This is a genomic window from Vibrio floridensis (genome assembly GCF_021852965.1).
In the GTDB taxonomy this organism is placed as follows: domain Bacteria; phylum Pseudomonadota; class Gammaproteobacteria; order Enterobacterales; family Vibrionaceae; genus Vibrio; species Vibrio floridensis.
In genome coordinates this window covers 1-17789 of sequence record NZ_JAKGCY010000012.1, presented here as the reverse complement: position 1 = coordinate 17789, position 17789 = coordinate 1, and the positions used below count along the sequence as shown (strand labels likewise).

The following is a 17789-nucleotide window of genomic DNA, read 5'->3' as shown; positions in this document are numbered from 1 at the left end:
TTTAGACGAGAATGGACAGTAAATGAAAAAGAAAACAGGCAATAACGCTTATTGCCTGTTTTCTAGTGTAACGGTGATTTCTTATAAAGAAGCACTCAGTAACACTTCTCTAACTACTGCCGTTGTTTTTTCCATTTCTTCGGTTGTTAATGTTGGGTGAACCAAGAACATCAAACTGGTTTCGCCCAAAGTCACCGCATTTTTTAAACGCTCTACTGGGCGCCATGGCGTATCATCAAACGCTTTTTCAAGATAGATTTCCGAGCAGCTGCCTTGATAAACGGGCACGCCAGCAGCGTTGATTGCTTCAACGATGCGATCACGAGTCCAGCCTTCCTTCAACTGCTCTGGGTTTACAAACAAATAGTGTTTGTATTCTGCGTGTTCAATGTAATCGGCCACCTCAACACGTCGCACCACTGGTAGATCGGCCACGGCTTGATCAATCAACTTGCCGTTATGTTGACGTTTTGAAGTCCACTCTGCCATACGCTGAAGTTGGATGCGACCAATCACACCTTGCAGCTCTGTCATACGCCAGTTGGTGCCAAAACTTTCATGTAACCAGCGAAAACCAGGAGGATGCGGGCGGTTGTACACCGCATCGTAACTCTTGCCATGATCTTTATATGACCACATGGCCGACCAAAGTGTCTGATCATTGGTAGTGACCATGCCACCTTCACCGCCGGTGGTCATGATTTTATCTTGGCAGAATGACCAAGCGCCAATGTGGCCGATGGTACCGACGCTGCGGCCTTTGTATTTCGCGCCATGCGCTTGCGCGCAATCTTCAATCACATAGAAACCGCGCTCGGCCGCAAGTGCCATAATCGCGTCCATTTCTGCTGGCATGCCCGCCAAATGCACCACAATAACGGCTTTAGTTTTTTCTGTAACGACGGCATCAATGGTTTCTGCGGTGATGTTTTGGCTGTTAAGATCCACATCCGCAAACACCGGATTGGCCCCTGCGGTGACAATGGCAGAAGCCGACGCTAAAAAGGTGCGCGAGGTGGTGATCACTTCATCACCTTCGCCAACGCCTAGGGCTTTAAGCGCTAAATCAAGAGCTAACGTACCGTTGCCTAGCGCAATCGCGTATTCACAGCCTACCCAGGCAGCGAACTCTTTTTCAAACTCTCGGCATTCACTACCAGTCCAGTAGTTTACTTTGTTTGACAGCAGCACACGGCTGACTGCATCGGCCTCTTCTTGAGTGAAGCTTGGCCAAGGAGAAAATGGGGTATTTAACATCGACATTCCTATTAATAAGGCGAGATAAATTCTAGGTACGAGGTTGCTAGGGACTAAGCTCTAGGTTTCTAGGGGCTAGGTTTTGCTTTTCCTAGAGCCTAGTACCTTCTCTTACCTAAGACCTAAGACCTAGCTCCTAGATCTTTAGTTGTTTGTATTTTGGCTGGTGTACCCATCACGATTGTATTGGCGGCGACATTAGCAACAACCGTTGCCCCAGCACCAATAGTAGCCCCAGCACCCACCGAGACTAATTGTCGAGTCACGGCACCGATGCCTAGCCAAGCACATTCTCCGATCTGACTACCACCTGCTATCGCAGAGTTGGGTGAAAGATGTACACCATCGGCTAAGTGACAATCATGTTCGACGACAGCACCTGTATTTATAATGCATGTTTGACCGACAACCGCGAAAGGATTAACCACCGCATTCGCCATCACAACACATCCACCTGCTATTGTGGCATAACCGCTAATAATGGCACTGGGGTGTACCAACGAAGGCATTCTAGCGCCAACCTCAAGTAACTGCCTGTGCTTATTTAACCGGATTACATTATTTCCTATCGCAACCGCCACGCAAGCATATTGCTCCGCGTTAGCGAGCAAAGCGTTGGTATCGCCTACGACATTCCAATGCTCAATTTTTTGTAACTCTGGCCAGCGATCATCATAAAAATGAATCTCAGAATAACCTTTGAGCTCAGCGATCTCTGCCACTACTTTACCGTGACCACTGGCTCCGAGAATGGCACATGTTCGAAGGGAGCCTGCACTTTGGGATTCAGTGCTCATTGGGATTACCTTGTGGCGTTTGCCCAGTAAATGGGGCGATGGTGACATGGCCATCAGCCGAGATGCCTTCTTTAACAAACACCTTTTTTACTGTCAGTAATAGTATTTTAAAATCGAGCCAAAACGAGCGGTTATCGATATACCACACATCAAGCTTAAATTTCTCTTCCCAACTAATGGCATTGCGGCCATTGATTTGTGCCCAGCCAGTGACACCAGGGCGAACCTCATGACGGCGCGCTTGCTCTTGGTTGTAAAGAGGCAGATATTGCATTAGTAAAGGGCGTGGGCCAACTAGGCTCATTTCACCTTTAAGCACATTCCATAGTTCTGGCAATTCATCTAGGCTTGAGTTACGCAACTTATCGCCAAAAGGAGTCATGCGCTCTGAATCTGGCAATGGCTTACCTTGCAAATCAACAGCATCTTTCATGGTGCGAAACTTCACCATTTCAAACGGCTTACCGTTTAAGCCAGGGCGTGTTTGACGAAACAACACTGGCGAACCGAGGTTTTTGCGGATTTTCCACGCGACTAGCGCAATGAGCGGCGAGAGCAAGATAAGCGCTGTAAGTGAAACCAGAAAATCAAACAACCTTTTCATCTGCCAATCCCATAATTTTTAAAATCTCCGCGTTAACCTTATGCACATCAAATTTTTCGTTAGCCATTTGGTGCCCTTTGTCGCCCATAATTTTCCAATATTCAGGACGTTCAATAAACCAGATCATTCGTTCAGCTAACTGTTCAACGTTGGCTTTTTCAACTAACCAGCCGTTTTCACCATTGACCACGGTTTCTTTACAGCCGGGTACGCTGGTGGTAAGTACTGGCCTGCCCATAGCCATTGCCTCTAATACGGTGCGAGGCATTCCTTCATGGTAGGAGGGTAATACGAAGATGTTACACGCTTTGATAAACGGGCGAACATCGTTAGTCGCACCGTGGTAGTGAATAGCACCACTTTCGTGCCACTGCTTAATTTCACTGATCTGAATACCATCAGGAGATGGATCCTCCGGGCCAACTAAATGAAACTCGGCTTCAGGGTACTGCTGCTTAACTACCGCCGCAGCTTTGGCATATTCGCGAATGCCCTTATCACCAAGCAGGCGAGCAATAAGCAAAAAACGCGGCTTGTTAGATAACGGCCCTTTCTCATAGTGACTTAGATCCACCCCTGAACCATTGACCAAAAAACACTTTTCTTCGGGTACAATACCTTGCTCAATAAACACTTGCATATTATCTGGATTTTGGAAAATAACGCCTTTCGCCTCTTTTAATGCGGTTTTATATAACAAACGCACTAAACGGATTAATAAACCTTTCAAAAAACCACCGGGTTGAAAAGCAAAACCAAGGCCAGTCACCAAAGCATAGAAAGCCGGAACTTTTGCTATGCGAGCAGCGATCCCCCCCCAAATAATAGGTTTGATAGTGTAAGCCAAAATGGCATCAGGCTTAATTTTTTTGAAATGGCTTAATAGAGCAAAGACTGTTTTAGAATCTTGTATAGGGCTTAAGCCATTTCTGGCGACAGGATAATCGATGTAAGTATGGCAAAAGTCACTGAGTATTTTTTTTTGCTCGGTGTTGGCACCAGATGCCATAGTAATGGTGTTAACGTTACATCGACGAAATGATTTAAGTAACTCACCACGAAAATTAATTAACGATTGGGGTAAAGCCCCAATAACTACAACGTTTGTCATATCCTTCCTTTTCGCGCAGGATTGGCATCTAACCAAGCTTGTACCATCAAAATATCCCACAAAGCGGTTGCGTTATTTTGGTCTCCATTAATGTGCGCTCGCAGCGCATCTTGTACGAGTTTAGGATTATAAATACCCTGAGTGGCTAGCCGTTCATGGCTGAGTAAATCTTGGGCCCACTCAGCCAATTCCTCTCTCAGCCAAATATGGATAGGTACACCAAAACCTAATTTCGGCCTATCCATCATGCTTTGTGGAAGATAGCGATACAGAACTTGCTTTAGTATCCACTTGCTATCCCCCCCTTTAATTTTCATAGACATTGGCATACGCCAAGCCAGCTCTACGACATTATGGTCAAGAAACGGTATTCGCCCTTCTAAGCTCACTTGCATCGCTGTTCGATCTACTTTTGTTAAGATATCACCTGGTAAATAGTTCAGCGTATCTTCAAACATCAGTGTTTCAATAAAACCATCTAGCTCCGGTAGAAGAACTGACTTAACTGGGTCGCTTTCTGCCCCAAAAACTAAAGACTTACTTTCTGGCCAATGCATCATTGAGTTTTGATAGAATTCTTTTAAATCATTCGCTTTCATCCACTGAGCAAGTTTCTTAACTTTCGGGCCTATCTGGCCTTCTCGGCCATATTTCTTAGCGCTAGATTGTAAAAAGAAGAATGACTTATCTAATAGCGAAACGGGTATTTTTTCGAATATCGAACCAACGGCTTTTCGAGCGGGAACGCGACTTACTTTTTGCCACATTTCTGGGATAGCTTGATACCGTTTATAGCCAGCAAAGAGCTCGTCGCCGCCATCACCACTCAGACAAACAGTCACCTTTTTCTTCGCCATTGCACTCACTAAATACGTTGGTAGTTGTGAAGCATCTGAAAATGGTTCGTCAAACATTGCGCCTAAACTGGGCACAATATCGAGAACTTGCTTAGGGTCTAAATAGTGTTCGTGATGTTGAGTGCCTAAGTAATTTGCGACTTCTTTAGCATATTCCGCTTCGTTGTAACCAGGCACATTAAACCCGATCGAGAAGGTGTTTACAGGAATATCAGACTGTGCCTGCATCAATGCAACAACAGTGCTCGAGTCAATGCCACCTGATAGAAAGGCACCTAACGGTACATCAGAAGCCATCCGCATTTTAATTGATTTTCTCAACTCAGCATCTAGCAACTCAATCGCATCATTCTCATCAACTATAGGGGTTGATTTCGCTTTTGTGATCGTGTCATTCAAAGACCAATAAGTGCTCGTTTTTAAACCTAAGCCCGGCTTAAACTGCATAAGCGTGCCCGGCATAAGTTTTTTAACTTCTTTATATATTGTCGCTGGTGCTGGAATATACGAGCAGCTTGCGTGTTGTAAAAGGCTTGTTCTGTCGATAGTTAATGGCAAATTGGGTAGTGATTCGATACAACTTAACTCAGACGAAAATGCGAAAAAGCCACTTTGTTCTATATAGTAAAGCGGTTTTTCACCAAAACGATCACGAGCTAAAGTTAACTCTTGCTGTTGTCGATCCCACACAGCAAAAGCAAACATACCATTGAACTCTTCAATAGCTTTAGCAATACCCCACTCTTCAAAGGCAGCAAGCATCACCTCTGTATCTGAACTACTTTTCCAAGTTTGGTTGGATAGTTTCGCTCTAAGTTCTTGAAAGTTATAAATTTCACCATTAAAAACAATAACATAACGTGAACCGCCACTTAGCATTGGTTGCTGACCTGCAGGGGATAAATCGTGTATCGATAAACGCTGATGCCCCAAGAAAATACCATTCTCATGCCAAGTTCCTGAAGAGTCAGGACCTCTGTGTTGAATAGTCGAAAGCATGCTCTCCAACCATTGCTGATGATTATTAATAGCTTGGGGAGCCCAAAAACCTGCAAAACCGCACATAATTATCTTCCTAATGCGAAAAATTGTTCAGCAATATGTGAAATTGAGAACTGAGAACGAACGTGCTGGGTAGTAGCAAAAGCAATGGCCTTGCGCTGTTCACTGGGTAAGGAAAGGTAGGTATCAATTGCTTGAGTTAAAGCAATTGAGTCAGCAACAGGGACTATGTGATTTGGGTTATTGACAATAACCGATGCATCGCCCACATCGGTGCTAAACACCGCACAACCATGTGCTGCAGCTTCTGCTAACACGTTAGGAAAACCTTCTGTCTTAGAACTCAAAATAAAAACATCAATCTGGTTATAAAACGCTGTCATATCTTCTTGCTGCCCCATCAATATAACCTGTGTTGGGTTGATACCAGCTTGTTCGATCATCTCAGTTAGTTCAGCATTATCTTCTGTTATATTTCTTCCGCACATTTTTAGTGTTGCTTCAGGATTTTTTGCCAAAATAGTTGCGATAGCCTTAATTAACGTTTTGTAATCTTTAGCATCGTGAAAACGCCCTGCAGTTCCAAAAGTCAGGGAAGTGCGGGAAAAACAACGCTCAATAATAGGTGGGAACTCATAACCATTAGGAATATATATCGATTTTTCAGAAGCGTTATATTCAAATGCTTCGTGTTGCTTTTGTGCTCGCTGAGAACAATATATAACTTTATCAGGCAAAAATCTGAGTAAGCGACCTACTTGGATCGCAACTTTAGTGCTTAAGCTTTCACCTTGATAATCATCCAGCGAATGGCGAACTCCCCAAAAAAGTTTGATACGCCCGAGCATTAAAATTTTAACTAATGCACCTATCACATTAGCATGGTACATCCAACAATAAACTGATGAGTTAGAAGAGATAGATTTGCTAATTAACGCTGCGGATTTCAATAATCCAAACGAACTTTTAGCTTTACAATATGCAATGCTAACATTTGGTGGAAGTTCGCTCTTTATTTCCTCAGAGAATTCCATTAGAGATATTAGCTTTACACCCCTACAATTTGAATTTTTTAAATAACGAATCAACATCGACTCTGCCCCTCCCTTAAAGGCCATATTAGTTATAATATGGACGTGAAAAGAATCAGACATCACTCGTACCTCATCATATATAGTTCATAGTAACTTAATTTACTATTCTTATCACCAAAGTCGAACCAACTACTATAAATAACCTGATTCACATTAAAACCCAACACGCTATTAATCAGGGTGTTTTTTCCTAACATAACAATAAAAACCGATAGACAGAAAAAAGAAATCACAACCCTAAAGTATAATCTACTCACACAGATACGAGAAAAAAAATCCATATTACCAATTAACCTAACCCTTGAAAAAAAAGCTCCTAAAATTATAGAAAAAAACACAACCATCTCATTAAACTTCCTGTCAAAAGTGAAGATAATGAGCTTCTTGACTCCATCTAAAGTTATTTCATATCTATAACCAATATATTCTGAATAATAGAAATTAGAGATTGGATAAAAATAGCAAAAAACAATAAAAGCCACTACAAAACAATAAAAAACCAATCTTCTCCCTAGAAAAAACACACCAATAGAAAAAACCAAAAAACCGACAGGGTGAAATACACCTCCAATAAGAAATATAGTTTTTCTTGTAAAATAAAATGCCAAAAACCAAAGTAAACTCAGTGATAGTCCAGAGTAAAAAAATGATAGCATCAAAGTTAGTAACATTATGGAAAAATAGCTCAAAGGAACCTTTGAGCTATAATTAAACCTTTTTAATAAGCTACCCAGTGAAATGACCGGAAATAAAATAAGAAAAACCGAAAGCCAGCCAATAGGCAAACCAAATTTAGAAGAAAAACTATAAAGATAGCTCAAAAACCAATATCTTGGCAACTCTACATGTTCAAAAAGAAGATCAGTGGCATTTAGATTATAAGTATAAAAATAATAAGAAATACTATGGGAATAAAAATCAAAACCTGTCGAGTTACAAAAAAAAACAAATAATGTCGATAAAGACATGTAGAGCGTATCTTTGTTTACTTTGCAATCCATGGTCTACTAACTCTTAACAGTGAATAGTAACAAATTTTTGCAACTATGGAAGCGAATGTTTTAAAATCCGAGTAATATATATACCTAAGCTTTCGTATATTATAAGAAAGCAATTTATCCGCTCTACTTATTAGTGCTTTTCTTGTACTTAAACGATCACTACCATCTGTTTCGTACCCTCTTGCCACAAAATCGCTTAAAAAAACTTTACAGCCTGAGTAAGCCATATGTAGATATGAAATACTTTCACAACCTCTTAAGTCTTCATGGTAAGGAAACGACTGAATAACATTTGTCTTGATGAGAGGAAGGCATTCACCAGGAATAACTCCTGTCATAATATCTTTAGTTGACAAACACTTTGGGCTCAATTTATCGCCAATCAGGCAACCACTACTTATTTCCGAACATCTAAAAAAAACCAGATCATAGCATTCGTGTAATAGTAGTTCATGTCTCAAATTTTCAGTAACATTATCTAGAAATATATCATCTGAATCCATAAATGCTACCCAGTCTCCTATGGCTTTAGATGCCCCCTTATTTTTAGCTCCAGTAACTCCTATATTCTTGCTCAGTTCGATGATTTTCACTTTTCCATCGGAAATTTCGCTTAGGTAAGTTTTCTTAATTAAATCTACAGTGTTATCTTGCGAACAGTCGTCTACTATAATAACTTCACACGCCAGACCTTCCTTGACTAGTGACAATGAGGAATTAACTGATCGTAAAATTGTATGTGCTCTATTATAAGTAGGTGTCACAATCGAAACTTTAAATCCTGACATATTATAAAAGCACCTTTAATAAAGCATGGACAAACTTAAAGTTAAAAACACTCAAGCGTGAAACCTCTATAGCTTGCATAATTAACCTTACTGATTTTTTTTTATCTATTGCAGCGATTGATATAGCGCAACCTAACTTATTCATCGCAATAGCTAAACTTCTCTTATCATTATCTTTTTCGATAAAATTTAGTAATTCAATATTTTTATCATGTAAGAATTCTATATTAGATGATTGATTACTAGAATGAACTCTATATGAACAAAGTATCCTATCTGTAACATGAATAGATCTTGCATGTAATTTTGTTAAGCTAAGCTGAATAAATCGATCCTCAATTATTATGTTTTTCGGAATAATTCCAATTTCTTTCAAGGCCTCAGTATTAATCATCATAGTCGGAGCTTGTAAACTAGCTTTGTTGTATAATATTGTATTGTAATCTAATATCTTAGGTCGTTGTTTTTTTATACCTAATATTTTTCCTTTATCATCAATGATTTTCGAACTACCAAATGAAGCTTTTAGAAATTCGTCGCATTCCAGAATACTAACTTGGTAACTTACCCTACCAAATTCCATTACATCATCAGATCCGAAAATAATGGTATATTTCCCCAGACACAGGGATATCCCTTCATTTATTGTTTCACATGCACCTTTGTTACTTCTTGTAAAACTAACAAATCTAGTGAATCTATCCTTTAACTTGCTACTTAAAGCTTCAATTCTTAGGTATGATTGGTCTGTAGAACCATCATCAATTACGATCAACTCGATATTTGAATAATTTTGAAAATAAATACTATTCAAACATTCTTCAATAAAATTTTCGTGATTGTAACAAGGTACAACTACCGAAACCAAAGGCATATTCATTTTCTATTTCCGTTTTAAAACTCTAGCGGGAATACCACCTACTATAGTATACTCTTTAACATCGCTAGTGACGATGGAACCAGCCGCAACTGTAGCTCCGTTTCCTATCTTTACTCCTTTTAGTACTTTTACATCAGTACCTATGAAAACGTCATTCCCTATTAAAACAGGTTTGCTATCCACAACCTCCCGCTCTCCCTTCATTCTGGTTAAACTATGAAAATCTGAGTCTGCAACATAAAAATTAGGTCCAATCTTACAATCCCTTCCTATTCTTATACATGAATCATTAGAAATAATCGTAAAGTTATTATTAAGGTGTGTACCCTCACCAATACTCACTAATGCTTTGCTATTTCTTGCTTCAATATATCCATACGAACTTAAAAGATAAGGAGATGGAAAGTATCCAAGAACACAGCTTGACAAACTAATAGTTCCACGTCCACAAAATTGAACAGGGCAAACAACTTTGACCTTGTTCATATTTGGTTTATTTGTTGAATAGAAAAATTTAAATTTTAATACATTAAATAATGAAACTAACTTTATAATTAATCTTGCTAAATTTCTCATATTATTTTCTTTTTATATAGATACGTACTAATAAATAGAAGATGTAAAATATAGTTTACCAAGTGAGCTATAGAAGCCCCTTCAAGCTCAAATATAGGAACAAAAATCACCACCAGCATGTAAAAGCTGAATGAAAATAGTATTTCTGATAGTATGTAGGCCTTTGCATAGGCTTTCGCAGTAAGGACAAATCCCATCAGCCAACTCGCAATTTTCACAAAGTCACCAGCTAACTGATATGTTAGAAGAGATGAAATACTTGAAAATTCATCACTAAAAAGTATTTTAATTACATCTTCCCTAAGTAAGTAGATGCAAAATGAACACAGACCAGCGAGAGGAAGAATAATTTTATATCCATGTATTATTTCTTTCCTGAGTAAGTATCTTTCTTTAATTTCTGATAATCTAGGAAGATAGTATACGCCAAGCGTCATTGTCACCACCATCAAATAAGTAGTACTTAATCGCCAAGTTGCTTCCCAAAAACCTGCCTGTTCTACCCCTAGTTGCCCTAAGATATACTCTCTTATCATCATATGACTCATAGGCACACAAATAGCGCTAGCAAGTGCCATTAAAGTAAATTTTGAAAGCTTCCTTAGTTGTTCTTTATCAACACTAATTTTTACTTCATCGAATTTAAACCAGTGTGACTTCATAAAAACAACAGTAGTTGCAATTAAGCTAATGGCCTGATACGTTGCCAATGATATAAGAGCCCCATTAAGCCCTAAGTCAGTCGTAAGAAAATAAATAAATATTATCGATATAATACTACCTGATACATTTACGACCACATACTTTTTAATCTCCTTCTTTCCATTAATAATAGAAATCATAAATGTATTAAGGACATAAAAAACAACAGAAAACGATAATATCTGAAAAACAAAAGAAAGGTTCTCTTGAAAGAAGATCATTCTTGCGAGTTGCTCGCTGAAGATGTAGATAAACACCGAAACAAACGCCGAGCAAACAAGGGATATCGTTAATCCCGTCCGCCATAGTTTAAATGTTTTTTCATTATCATCATGATACTCAGCGGTGTATTTAGTCATACCAGAGTTTATTGCCCCGCTCGCAATCGTCACAAGTATTTGTATGGTATTTTGAAAATTTCCTACAATTGCGTATCCTGATGGTCCTAGGTAAATTGCGAGAATCTTATTTATACCCAAAAGAGTAATAATTCTGACTAATACAGCAATCGCACTATAGAGACTTGTTTTTATTAACCCCATAGTTAAAGCTCGAAAGAGTTACATGCATCAATTACCATACTAACATCATCTTCTGACATTGTAGGATCTAATGGTAAACTTAACACTGAGTTATGAATCTTCTCCGTCAATGGTAATGACATGTAAGATAGGTCTCTATAAGCAGCTTGTTTGTGGGGAGGAGTTGGATAATGAATCAACGTTTGTATACCATGTATGTTTAAATGCTCCTTTAATGCAACTCTATCTGAGGTAAGAACAACAAAAAGATGCCAAACATGCCCTTCTTTTTTTACCAATTCTGGCAACCTAACGTTAACGTTTTTAATACCCTTAAGATACAATTCTGCAATCCTCTGGCGACGTTTTGTTTCTTCATCCAAATGCTGAAGTTTAACCCGCAGCATAGCAGCTTGAATCTCGTCTAAACGAGAATTCACACCTTGATACTTATTTTCATACTTCTTATGTGAGCCATAGTTTCTAAGGGCAATAAGCACATCGTACAGCTCTTTGTCATTGGTTGTTATTGCACCTGCATCACCTAATGCACCTAAGTTCTTTCCTGGGTAAAAGCTAAAACCAGCAGCATGACCCCATGAACCACACATTTTACCCTTAATCTGTGCACCATGAGATTGAGCACAATCTTCTAATACTAGTAGATTATGTTTATTCGCAAGATCCATAATCTCGTCCATAGGAGAAATCTGACCATACAAATGCACAGGTAGTATCGCTTTGGTTTTCTCTGTTAGTGCACTTTGAATGCTAGAAGTACTGATATTGAAGGTATTCTCATCTGGCTCGACCAAGACTGGCACAAAATCGTTTTCTGTAATTGCAAGAACCGAAGCAATATAGGTATTCGCGGGAACAATGATTTCATCTCCGGCTTGTAGTCTTCCGAGCTCTTTCCACGCCCTTAAAGTCAGGGTCAGAGCATCAAGCCCGTTAGCAACACCTATACAATATTGAGTACCACAATACGCTGAAAATTCTTGTTCAAACGCTGCGAGCTCGTTGCCCATAATATACCAACCAGAATCAATAACACGCGCGCATGCCTCTTTTAACTCTTGTTGATATTGCTGATTGATACTTTTCAAATCTAAAAATGGAATCACGCTATTCTAAGCCTCAATATATCTAATTATTTTTGCTGGATTGCCAACAACCACTGCGTTTTCAGGTACATCTTTGGTCACTACACTACCAGCTCCAACCATGGCGTTTTCTCCGATTGTGATTCCTGGCAAAATAGTAGCATTTGCTCCAATAGATGCCCCTTTTTTAACTCTAATTTTGGGGAATGATTCAGGGTATTGCTTAGAACGCGGACATTTGTCATTTGTAAATGCAACGCAAGGGCCTATAAATACGTCATCTTCAAGTTCAATGCCATCCCAAAGATAAACACCACTTTTTACTGTTACTCGATCACCTAAAATAACATTGTTTTCAACAAAGGTATGAGCACATAAATTACAGTTATTACCAATTCTTGCTCCTGCAAGAACAACCGAAAATTGCCAAATGGTTGTACCCTCACCAATGTTAGAAGCTGTTACATCACTCAGTGGGTGAACTTTCATTTTCTAGCCTCTCGAAGAAACTCGCTGTAATCCCGTATGTAATCATTCTCGTTATATACATCACTAGCCAAAACCAGTAATACACAGTCGTCAGAAAAATTATCCATTTCATGCCATTGCATTGTATCAATGACCAAACCTTTATCAGGATAATTTAAAGTAACAACTTGCTTATCGTTTCCATCATCCATCAAAATATCACAGCTACCCTTTAGGCACACTGCTACCTGTATAAGTTCTTTGTGGGCATGAAAGCCTCGAGGCAAATCAGATTGCATACCAAACAGATAGTAAACACGTCGAATATCAAATGGTATTTCCTTGTTTCTTTCTAAAGCAACAAGATTCCCTCTTTCATCCCCAATAACTGGAAATTGAATAAAACTAACCAATTCTTTCATTTATTCTTCCAACAAAGCTAAAAGATACTGACCATAGTCATTCTTTGACAAAGCATCACCTGCTTTGAACAACTGCTCATTCGAAAGCCAACCACGACGCCAAGCGATCTCTTCCAAGCAAGCAACTTTCAGACCTTGGACATTTTCTATTGTCTCAACAAAAGATGACGCTTCTTGTAGGCTTGCATGAGTTCCGGTATCAAGCCAAGCAAAACCACGACCCAACAGTTCTACATTTAACAAACCTTCTTTGAGATACATCTCATTTAATGTGGTAATTTCTAATTCGCCACGTGCAGAAGGTTTTACTTGCTTTGCCATTTCCACCACTCGGTTATCGTAAAAATACAGTCCTGTCACCGCATAGCTGGATTTAGGTTTACTCGGCTTTTCTTCAATTGAAACTGCCCTCATTTGGCTATCAAACTCGACCACACCAAAACGCTCTGGATCTTTTACTTTGTAGCCGAAAACTGTGGCTCCAATCGTTTGAGTAGCAGCCTGCTGAAGTTTAGGAGAGAAGCCCTGGCCATAGAAAACATTGTCTCCCAAAACCAAGCACACTGAGTCTTTACCAATAAACTCTTCGCCGATGATCAAGGCTTGCGCTAGGCCATCTGGGCTTGGTTGAATTGCATACTGCAGCTCAATACCAAAGTCGGAACCGTCTCCTAATAAACGCTTAAAGCTATCCTGATCTTCTGAAGTGGTAATAATTAGAATTTCACGAATACCAGCCAACATTAATACTGAAAGTGGATAGTAGATCATTGGTTTATCGTAAACAGGGAGTAACTGTTTGGATACACCACGCGTTATTGGGTAAAGCCTTGTGCCCGAGCCACCGGCAAGAATAATTCCTTTCATGAAAAATAAGATCCTAGGTTGATAGGTTCTAGTAAGAACCTAGAGCAAAGAAGCTGAGATAATTTAAAAAGAAAACTGAGAGTGATTAATTCGCGCCGAGACGTTCGCGAGAATAGGAACCATCTAACACTCGAGACCACCATTCTTGATTGTTTAGATACCATTCGACTGTTTTACGAATACCGGACTCGAAAGTTTCTTGTGGTTTCCAGCTTAACTGACGCTCAATCTTACTTGCATCAATGGCATAACGTACATCATGACCAGGACGGTCTTTTACATAAGTAATCATGTCTTGATACTGAACAACGCCTTGCGGCTTATTTGGAACCAACTCTTCAAGCAGTGAACAAATCGTTTTCACTACCTCAATATTGGCTTTCTCGTTATGTCCACCGATATTGTAGGTTTCACCAACTGTGCCTTGTGTAACGACTTTATAAAGAGCGCGAGCGTGGTCTTCAACAAACAACCAATCGCGGATTTGCATACCATCGCCATAAACAGGCAAAGATTTTCCTTCTAGCGCATTTAATATCATCAAAGGGATGAGCTTTTCTGGAAAGTGGTAAGGCCCGTAGTTGTTTGAACAGTTAGTAATGATGGTTGGTAGACCGTAGGTACGCAACCACGCACGGACTAAGTGATCGCTGGATGCTTTAGAAGCAGAATAAGGGCTACTTGGTGCGTAGGAAGTGGTTTCGGTAAACAGATCATCTGTCCCTTCTAGATCACCATACACTTCATCAGTGGAGATATGATGAAAACGAAAAGTTCCTTTACTCTCACAGTCCAAACTGTTCCAATAACTACGGGCAGCTTCTAATAACGTGTATGTACCAACAATATTGGTTTCAATAAAAGCGGCTGGGCCATCAATGGATCGATCAACATGTGATTCTGCCGCTAAATGCATCACTGCATCCGGTTTATGCTCGGCAAATACACGATCTAGCTCTGCGCGTTGGCAAATATCCACTTGCTCGAACTCATAACGCTCATGATTCTCTACTTCAGCAAGGGACTCTAAATTCCCAGCGTAGGTAAGTTTATCAACATTCACCACACTGTCCGTTGTGTTTTCAATGATGTGACGAACAACCGCAGAGCCAATAAAACCCGCACCACCTGTGACCAGTATTTTCATAATTACGCCATGAACTCCTTGTACCAAGGCATCGCTTCAGAAATGCCCTCCATGATTCGATGAGTATGCTGATAGTCTAACTTGCTAATTGCCTTACCAATATCGGCCTGAGAATGTCTAACATCACCCGCTCGAAAATCACGATAAATCGGATCGCCTTTTGCGCTAACACCATTCTGATTTAATGCACTTTTAATGGCATAAAATAGGTCGTTCAGTGTAGTTCTGTCACCAACTGCTACGTTGTAGACTTCGTCTTTTGCTTCTTCCTCTGCTGTAGCGGCCAACAAATTCATCTGCACCACGTTGTCGATGTAGCAAAAATCTCGGCTAGTCTCACCATCACCGTTAATGAAAACATCGTCACCGTTAATCATCGCTGCCGTCCATTTTGGAATCACCGCAGCGTATGCACCGTTCGGGTCTTGCCTGCGGCCAAATACGTTGAAGTAACGTAGGCCAATGGTTTTAAAACCGTAAGTGCGGGCATACACACCAGCATAAAGTTCGTTTACGTACTTAGTGACGGCATAGGGCGAAAGAGGGTTGCCGATATTTTCTTCTACTTTAGGCAGTGCGGGGTGATCGCCATAGGTGGAGCTGGATGCGGCATAGGTAAAACTTGTTACTTGCGCCTCTTTGGCGGCTTGCAGCATATTGAGAAAACCAGTGATATTGGCGGCATTGGTGGTGAGTGGGTCGGCAATCGAGCGTGGCACCGAGCCAAGTGCCGCTTGGTGTAAAATATAATCGACCCCGTTTACCGCTTGTTCGCAGCTGGCGTAGTCGCGGATATCGCCTTCAATAAAGCGAAATCGGCTCCACTGCTCTGCCGTAACCAGTGATTGCACTTCATCTAAGTTGTGCTGATGTCCCGTGGCAAAGTTATCTAACCCTACTACGGTTTGATCAAGCTTAAGTAGTTTCTCTAGTAAGTTGGAGCCGATAAAGCCGGCAACACCGGTAACGAGCCAAGTTTTAGGTGATTCAACGAGCTCTTGTTGGATTTTTTCGTATTTGATCATGGTGGATCCGAAGAATTGGGGGACGAAAGATATATGGTCCTGTGGTCCTGTGGTCCTGTGGTCCTGTGGTCCTGTGGTCCTGTGGGTCTAGGATCTAGGATCTAGGATCTAGGATCTAGGATCTAGGATCTAGGAGGGAAGATTTCTCTCACTCCTCCCAGAACCGCTAGCGTTCTATGATTTATAGACGCATATCGACGTTTTGTTTATCTAGAATGTACTTAAGGTCGTACAAAACGTGTTCATCTTTACCCAATGCGCGAATAGCTTCCGCGCCCATTTCACGAAACTCATTGTGTGCCACCGCCATAATGATTGCATCATAATGGTTTTGTTTCGGTTTTTCACACAAGCTTAAGCCGTACTCGTGCATAGCTTCTTCGTTTGAACACCATGGATCGGTAATGTCGACATTGATGTTGTACTCTTTCAACTCAGCGATAATATCCACTACTTTGGTGTTACGCAGATCTGGGCAGTTCTCTTTAAAGGTAAGGCCCATCACCAGTACATTTGCCCCTTCTACATGAATACGTTTTTTGAGCATTTTCTTCACGAGTTGAGAAACCACGTATTGGCCCATCCCATCGTTGAGGCGGCGACCTGCCAAGATCATTTCAGGGTGATAGCCAACACTTTGTGCTTTATGCGTCAGGTAGTATGGGTCTACGCCAATACAGTGACCACCGACAAGGCCTGGACGGAATGGGAGGAAGTTCCATTTCGTGCCTGCGGCCTCAAGTACTTCTAAGGTGTCAATACCGAGTTTGTTAAAGATAATAGAAAGCTCGTTGATCAAGGCAATGTTGACATCTCGCTGAGTATTCTCAATTACTTTCGCAGCTTCTGCCACTTTGATACAAGAAGCTTTATGGGTGCCCGCTACGATGATCGTTTTATAAAGCTGGTCAACGTATTCAGCGACCTCAGGTGTAGAGCCACTGGTGACTTTTAAAATATTGGTCACGCGGTGCTCTTTGTCACCCGGGTTAATACGTTCTGGTGAGTAACCTGCGAAAAAATCTTGGTTAAATTTGAGGCCTGATACACACTCTACCACTGGAATACAATCATCCTCTGTTGCGCCTGGGTAAACGGTGGATTCATAAATGATCACATCACCTTGTTTGATCACCTTACCAAGGGTCTCAGATGCTTTAATCAGTGGCGTTAAATCTGGCTGCTTGTGCTCATCAATCGGTGTTGGTACGGTCACGATAAACACGTTGCATTCGCGCAGTGCGTCAAGCGAGGTGGTGTACACCAATTGTGTCGCTTCTGCGAGTTCGCTATCAGAGCACTCTAGTGTACTGTCATGACCAGCACTTAACTCGTTAATACGAGCTTGGTTAATATCAAAACCGATGGTTTGACGCTGCTTACCAAATTCAACTGCGAGCGGCAAACCAACGTAGCCTAAACCAATAATGCCAACTTTGGCGTCGTCTAATACAAAGTCCATGGAACTTCCTTTAATACATAAAAAATAGGTTCTAGGTTCTAGGTTCTAGGTTCTAGGTTCTAGGTTCTAGGTTCTAGGTTCTAGGTTCTAGGTTCTAGGTTC

At 40.6% G+C, this 17789-nt stretch carries 18 protein-coding genes; all 18 read right to left on the bottom strand.

Features of this window, described 5'->3' with window-relative positions:
* Positions 1–81: 81 nt before the first annotated feature.
* Positions 82–1257: a DegT/DnrJ/EryC1/StrS family aminotransferase gene (locus LZU85_RS15985; protein ID WP_237287704.1), complete on the bottom strand. Its 1176-nt coding sequence runs from the start codon at positions 1255–1257 to the stop codon at positions 82–84.
* Positions 1258–1379: 122 nt separating this feature from the next.
* Positions 1380–2054, bottom strand: coding sequence for an acetyltransferase (locus LZU85_RS15980; protein ID WP_237287702.1), 675 nt, complete (start codon positions 2052–2054; stop codon positions 1380–1382).
* Entirely contained in the window at positions 2044–2658 is a 615-nt protein-coding gene (locus tag LZU85_RS15975) for a sugar transferase (protein WP_237287700.1), read from the bottom strand. Before LZU85_RS15975 ends, LZU85_RS15980 begins: the two co-directional genes overlap by 11 nt.
* Positions 2642–3769, bottom strand: a complete 1128-nt coding sequence (locus LZU85_RS15970; RefSeq protein WP_237287699.1) for a glycosyltransferase family 4 protein — start codon at positions 3767–3769, stop codon at positions 2642–2644. Before LZU85_RS15970 ends, LZU85_RS15975 begins: the two co-directional genes overlap by 17 nt.
* Positions 3766–5691, bottom strand: a complete 1926-nt coding sequence (gene asnB / locus LZU85_RS15965; RefSeq protein ID WP_237287697.1) for an asparagine synthase (glutamine-hydrolyzing) — start codon at positions 5689–5691, stop codon at positions 3766–3768. Before asnB ends, LZU85_RS15970 begins: the two co-directional genes overlap by 4 nt.
* A gap of 2 nt (positions 5692–5693) precedes the next feature.
* Entirely contained in the window at positions 5694–6782 is a 1089-nt protein-coding gene (locus LZU85_RS15960; RefSeq protein WP_237287695.1) for a glycosyltransferase, read from the bottom strand.
* Positions 6782–7690: a hypothetical protein gene (locus tag LZU85_RS15955; RefSeq protein ID WP_237287694.1), complete on the bottom strand. Its 909-nt coding sequence runs from the start codon at positions 7688–7690 to the stop codon at positions 6782–6784. Before LZU85_RS15955 ends, LZU85_RS15960 begins: the two co-directional genes overlap by 1 nt.
* Before the next feature lie 17 nt (positions 7691–7707).
* Positions 7708–8511, bottom strand: a complete 804-nt coding sequence (locus LZU85_RS15950) for a glycosyltransferase family 2 protein (RefSeq protein WP_237287693.1) — start codon at positions 8509–8511, stop codon at positions 7708–7710.
* Position 8512: 1 nt separating this feature from the next.
* The gene (locus LZU85_RS15945) at positions 8513–9391 is read right to left on the bottom strand and encodes a glycosyltransferase family 2 protein (protein WP_237287692.1); all 879 of its coding nucleotides are present in this window, start codon (positions 9389–9391) and stop codon (positions 8513–8515) included.
* A 3-nt stretch (positions 9392–9394) separates the two neighbouring features.
* Positions 9395–9967: an acyltransferase gene (locus LZU85_RS15940; RefSeq protein ID WP_237287691.1), complete on the bottom strand. Its 573-nt coding sequence runs from the start codon at positions 9965–9967 to the stop codon at positions 9395–9397.
* Positions 9964–11211 carry an O-antigen translocase gene (locus LZU85_RS15935; protein WP_237287690.1) on the bottom strand — a complete coding sequence of 416 codons (1248 nt, stop codon included), beginning with the start codon at positions 11209–11211 and terminating at the stop codon, positions 9964–9966. Before LZU85_RS15935 ends, LZU85_RS15940 begins: the two co-directional genes overlap by 4 nt.
* 2 nt (positions 11212–11213) lie before the next feature.
* Positions 11214–12317, bottom strand: coding sequence for a DegT/DnrJ/EryC1/StrS family aminotransferase (locus tag LZU85_RS15930; protein WP_237287689.1), 1104 nt, complete (start codon positions 12315–12317; stop codon positions 11214–11216).
* A gap of 6 nt (positions 12318–12323) precedes the next feature.
* Complete coding sequence (locus tag LZU85_RS15925; protein WP_237287688.1) at positions 12324–12785, bottom strand: acyltransferase; 462 nt, start codon at positions 12783–12785, stop codon at positions 12324–12326.
* Positions 12782–13186, bottom strand: coding sequence for a sugar 3,4-ketoisomerase (locus LZU85_RS15920; protein WP_237287687.1), 405 nt, complete (start codon positions 13184–13186; stop codon positions 12782–12784). Before LZU85_RS15920 ends, LZU85_RS15925 begins: the two co-directional genes overlap by 4 nt.
* Positions 13187–14053 carry a glucose-1-phosphate thymidylyltransferase RfbA gene (gene rfbA, locus LZU85_RS15915; protein ID WP_237287685.1) on the bottom strand — a complete coding sequence of 289 codons (867 nt, stop codon included), beginning with the start codon at positions 14051–14053 and terminating at the stop codon, positions 13187–13189.
* Between the two features lie 85 nt (positions 14054–14138).
* The gene (gene rffG, locus LZU85_RS15910) at positions 14139–15200 is read right to left on the bottom strand and encodes a dTDP-glucose 4,6-dehydratase (RefSeq protein ID WP_237287684.1); all 1062 of its coding nucleotides are present in this window, start codon (positions 15198–15200) and stop codon (positions 14139–14141) included.
* A gap of 2 nt (positions 15201–15202) precedes the next feature.
* Positions 15203–16225, bottom strand: a complete 1023-nt coding sequence (locus LZU85_RS15905; RefSeq protein WP_237287682.1) for an NAD-dependent epimerase/dehydratase family protein — start codon at positions 16223–16225, stop codon at positions 15203–15205.
* Between the two features lie 181 nt (positions 16226–16406).
* Positions 16407–17687: a Vi polysaccharide biosynthesis UDP-N-acetylglucosamine C-6 dehydrogenase TviB gene (gene tviB, locus LZU85_RS15900; RefSeq protein WP_237287680.1), complete on the bottom strand. Its 1281-nt coding sequence runs from the start codon at positions 17685–17687 to the stop codon at positions 16407–16409.
* Positions 17688–17789: the final 102 nt, after the last annotated feature.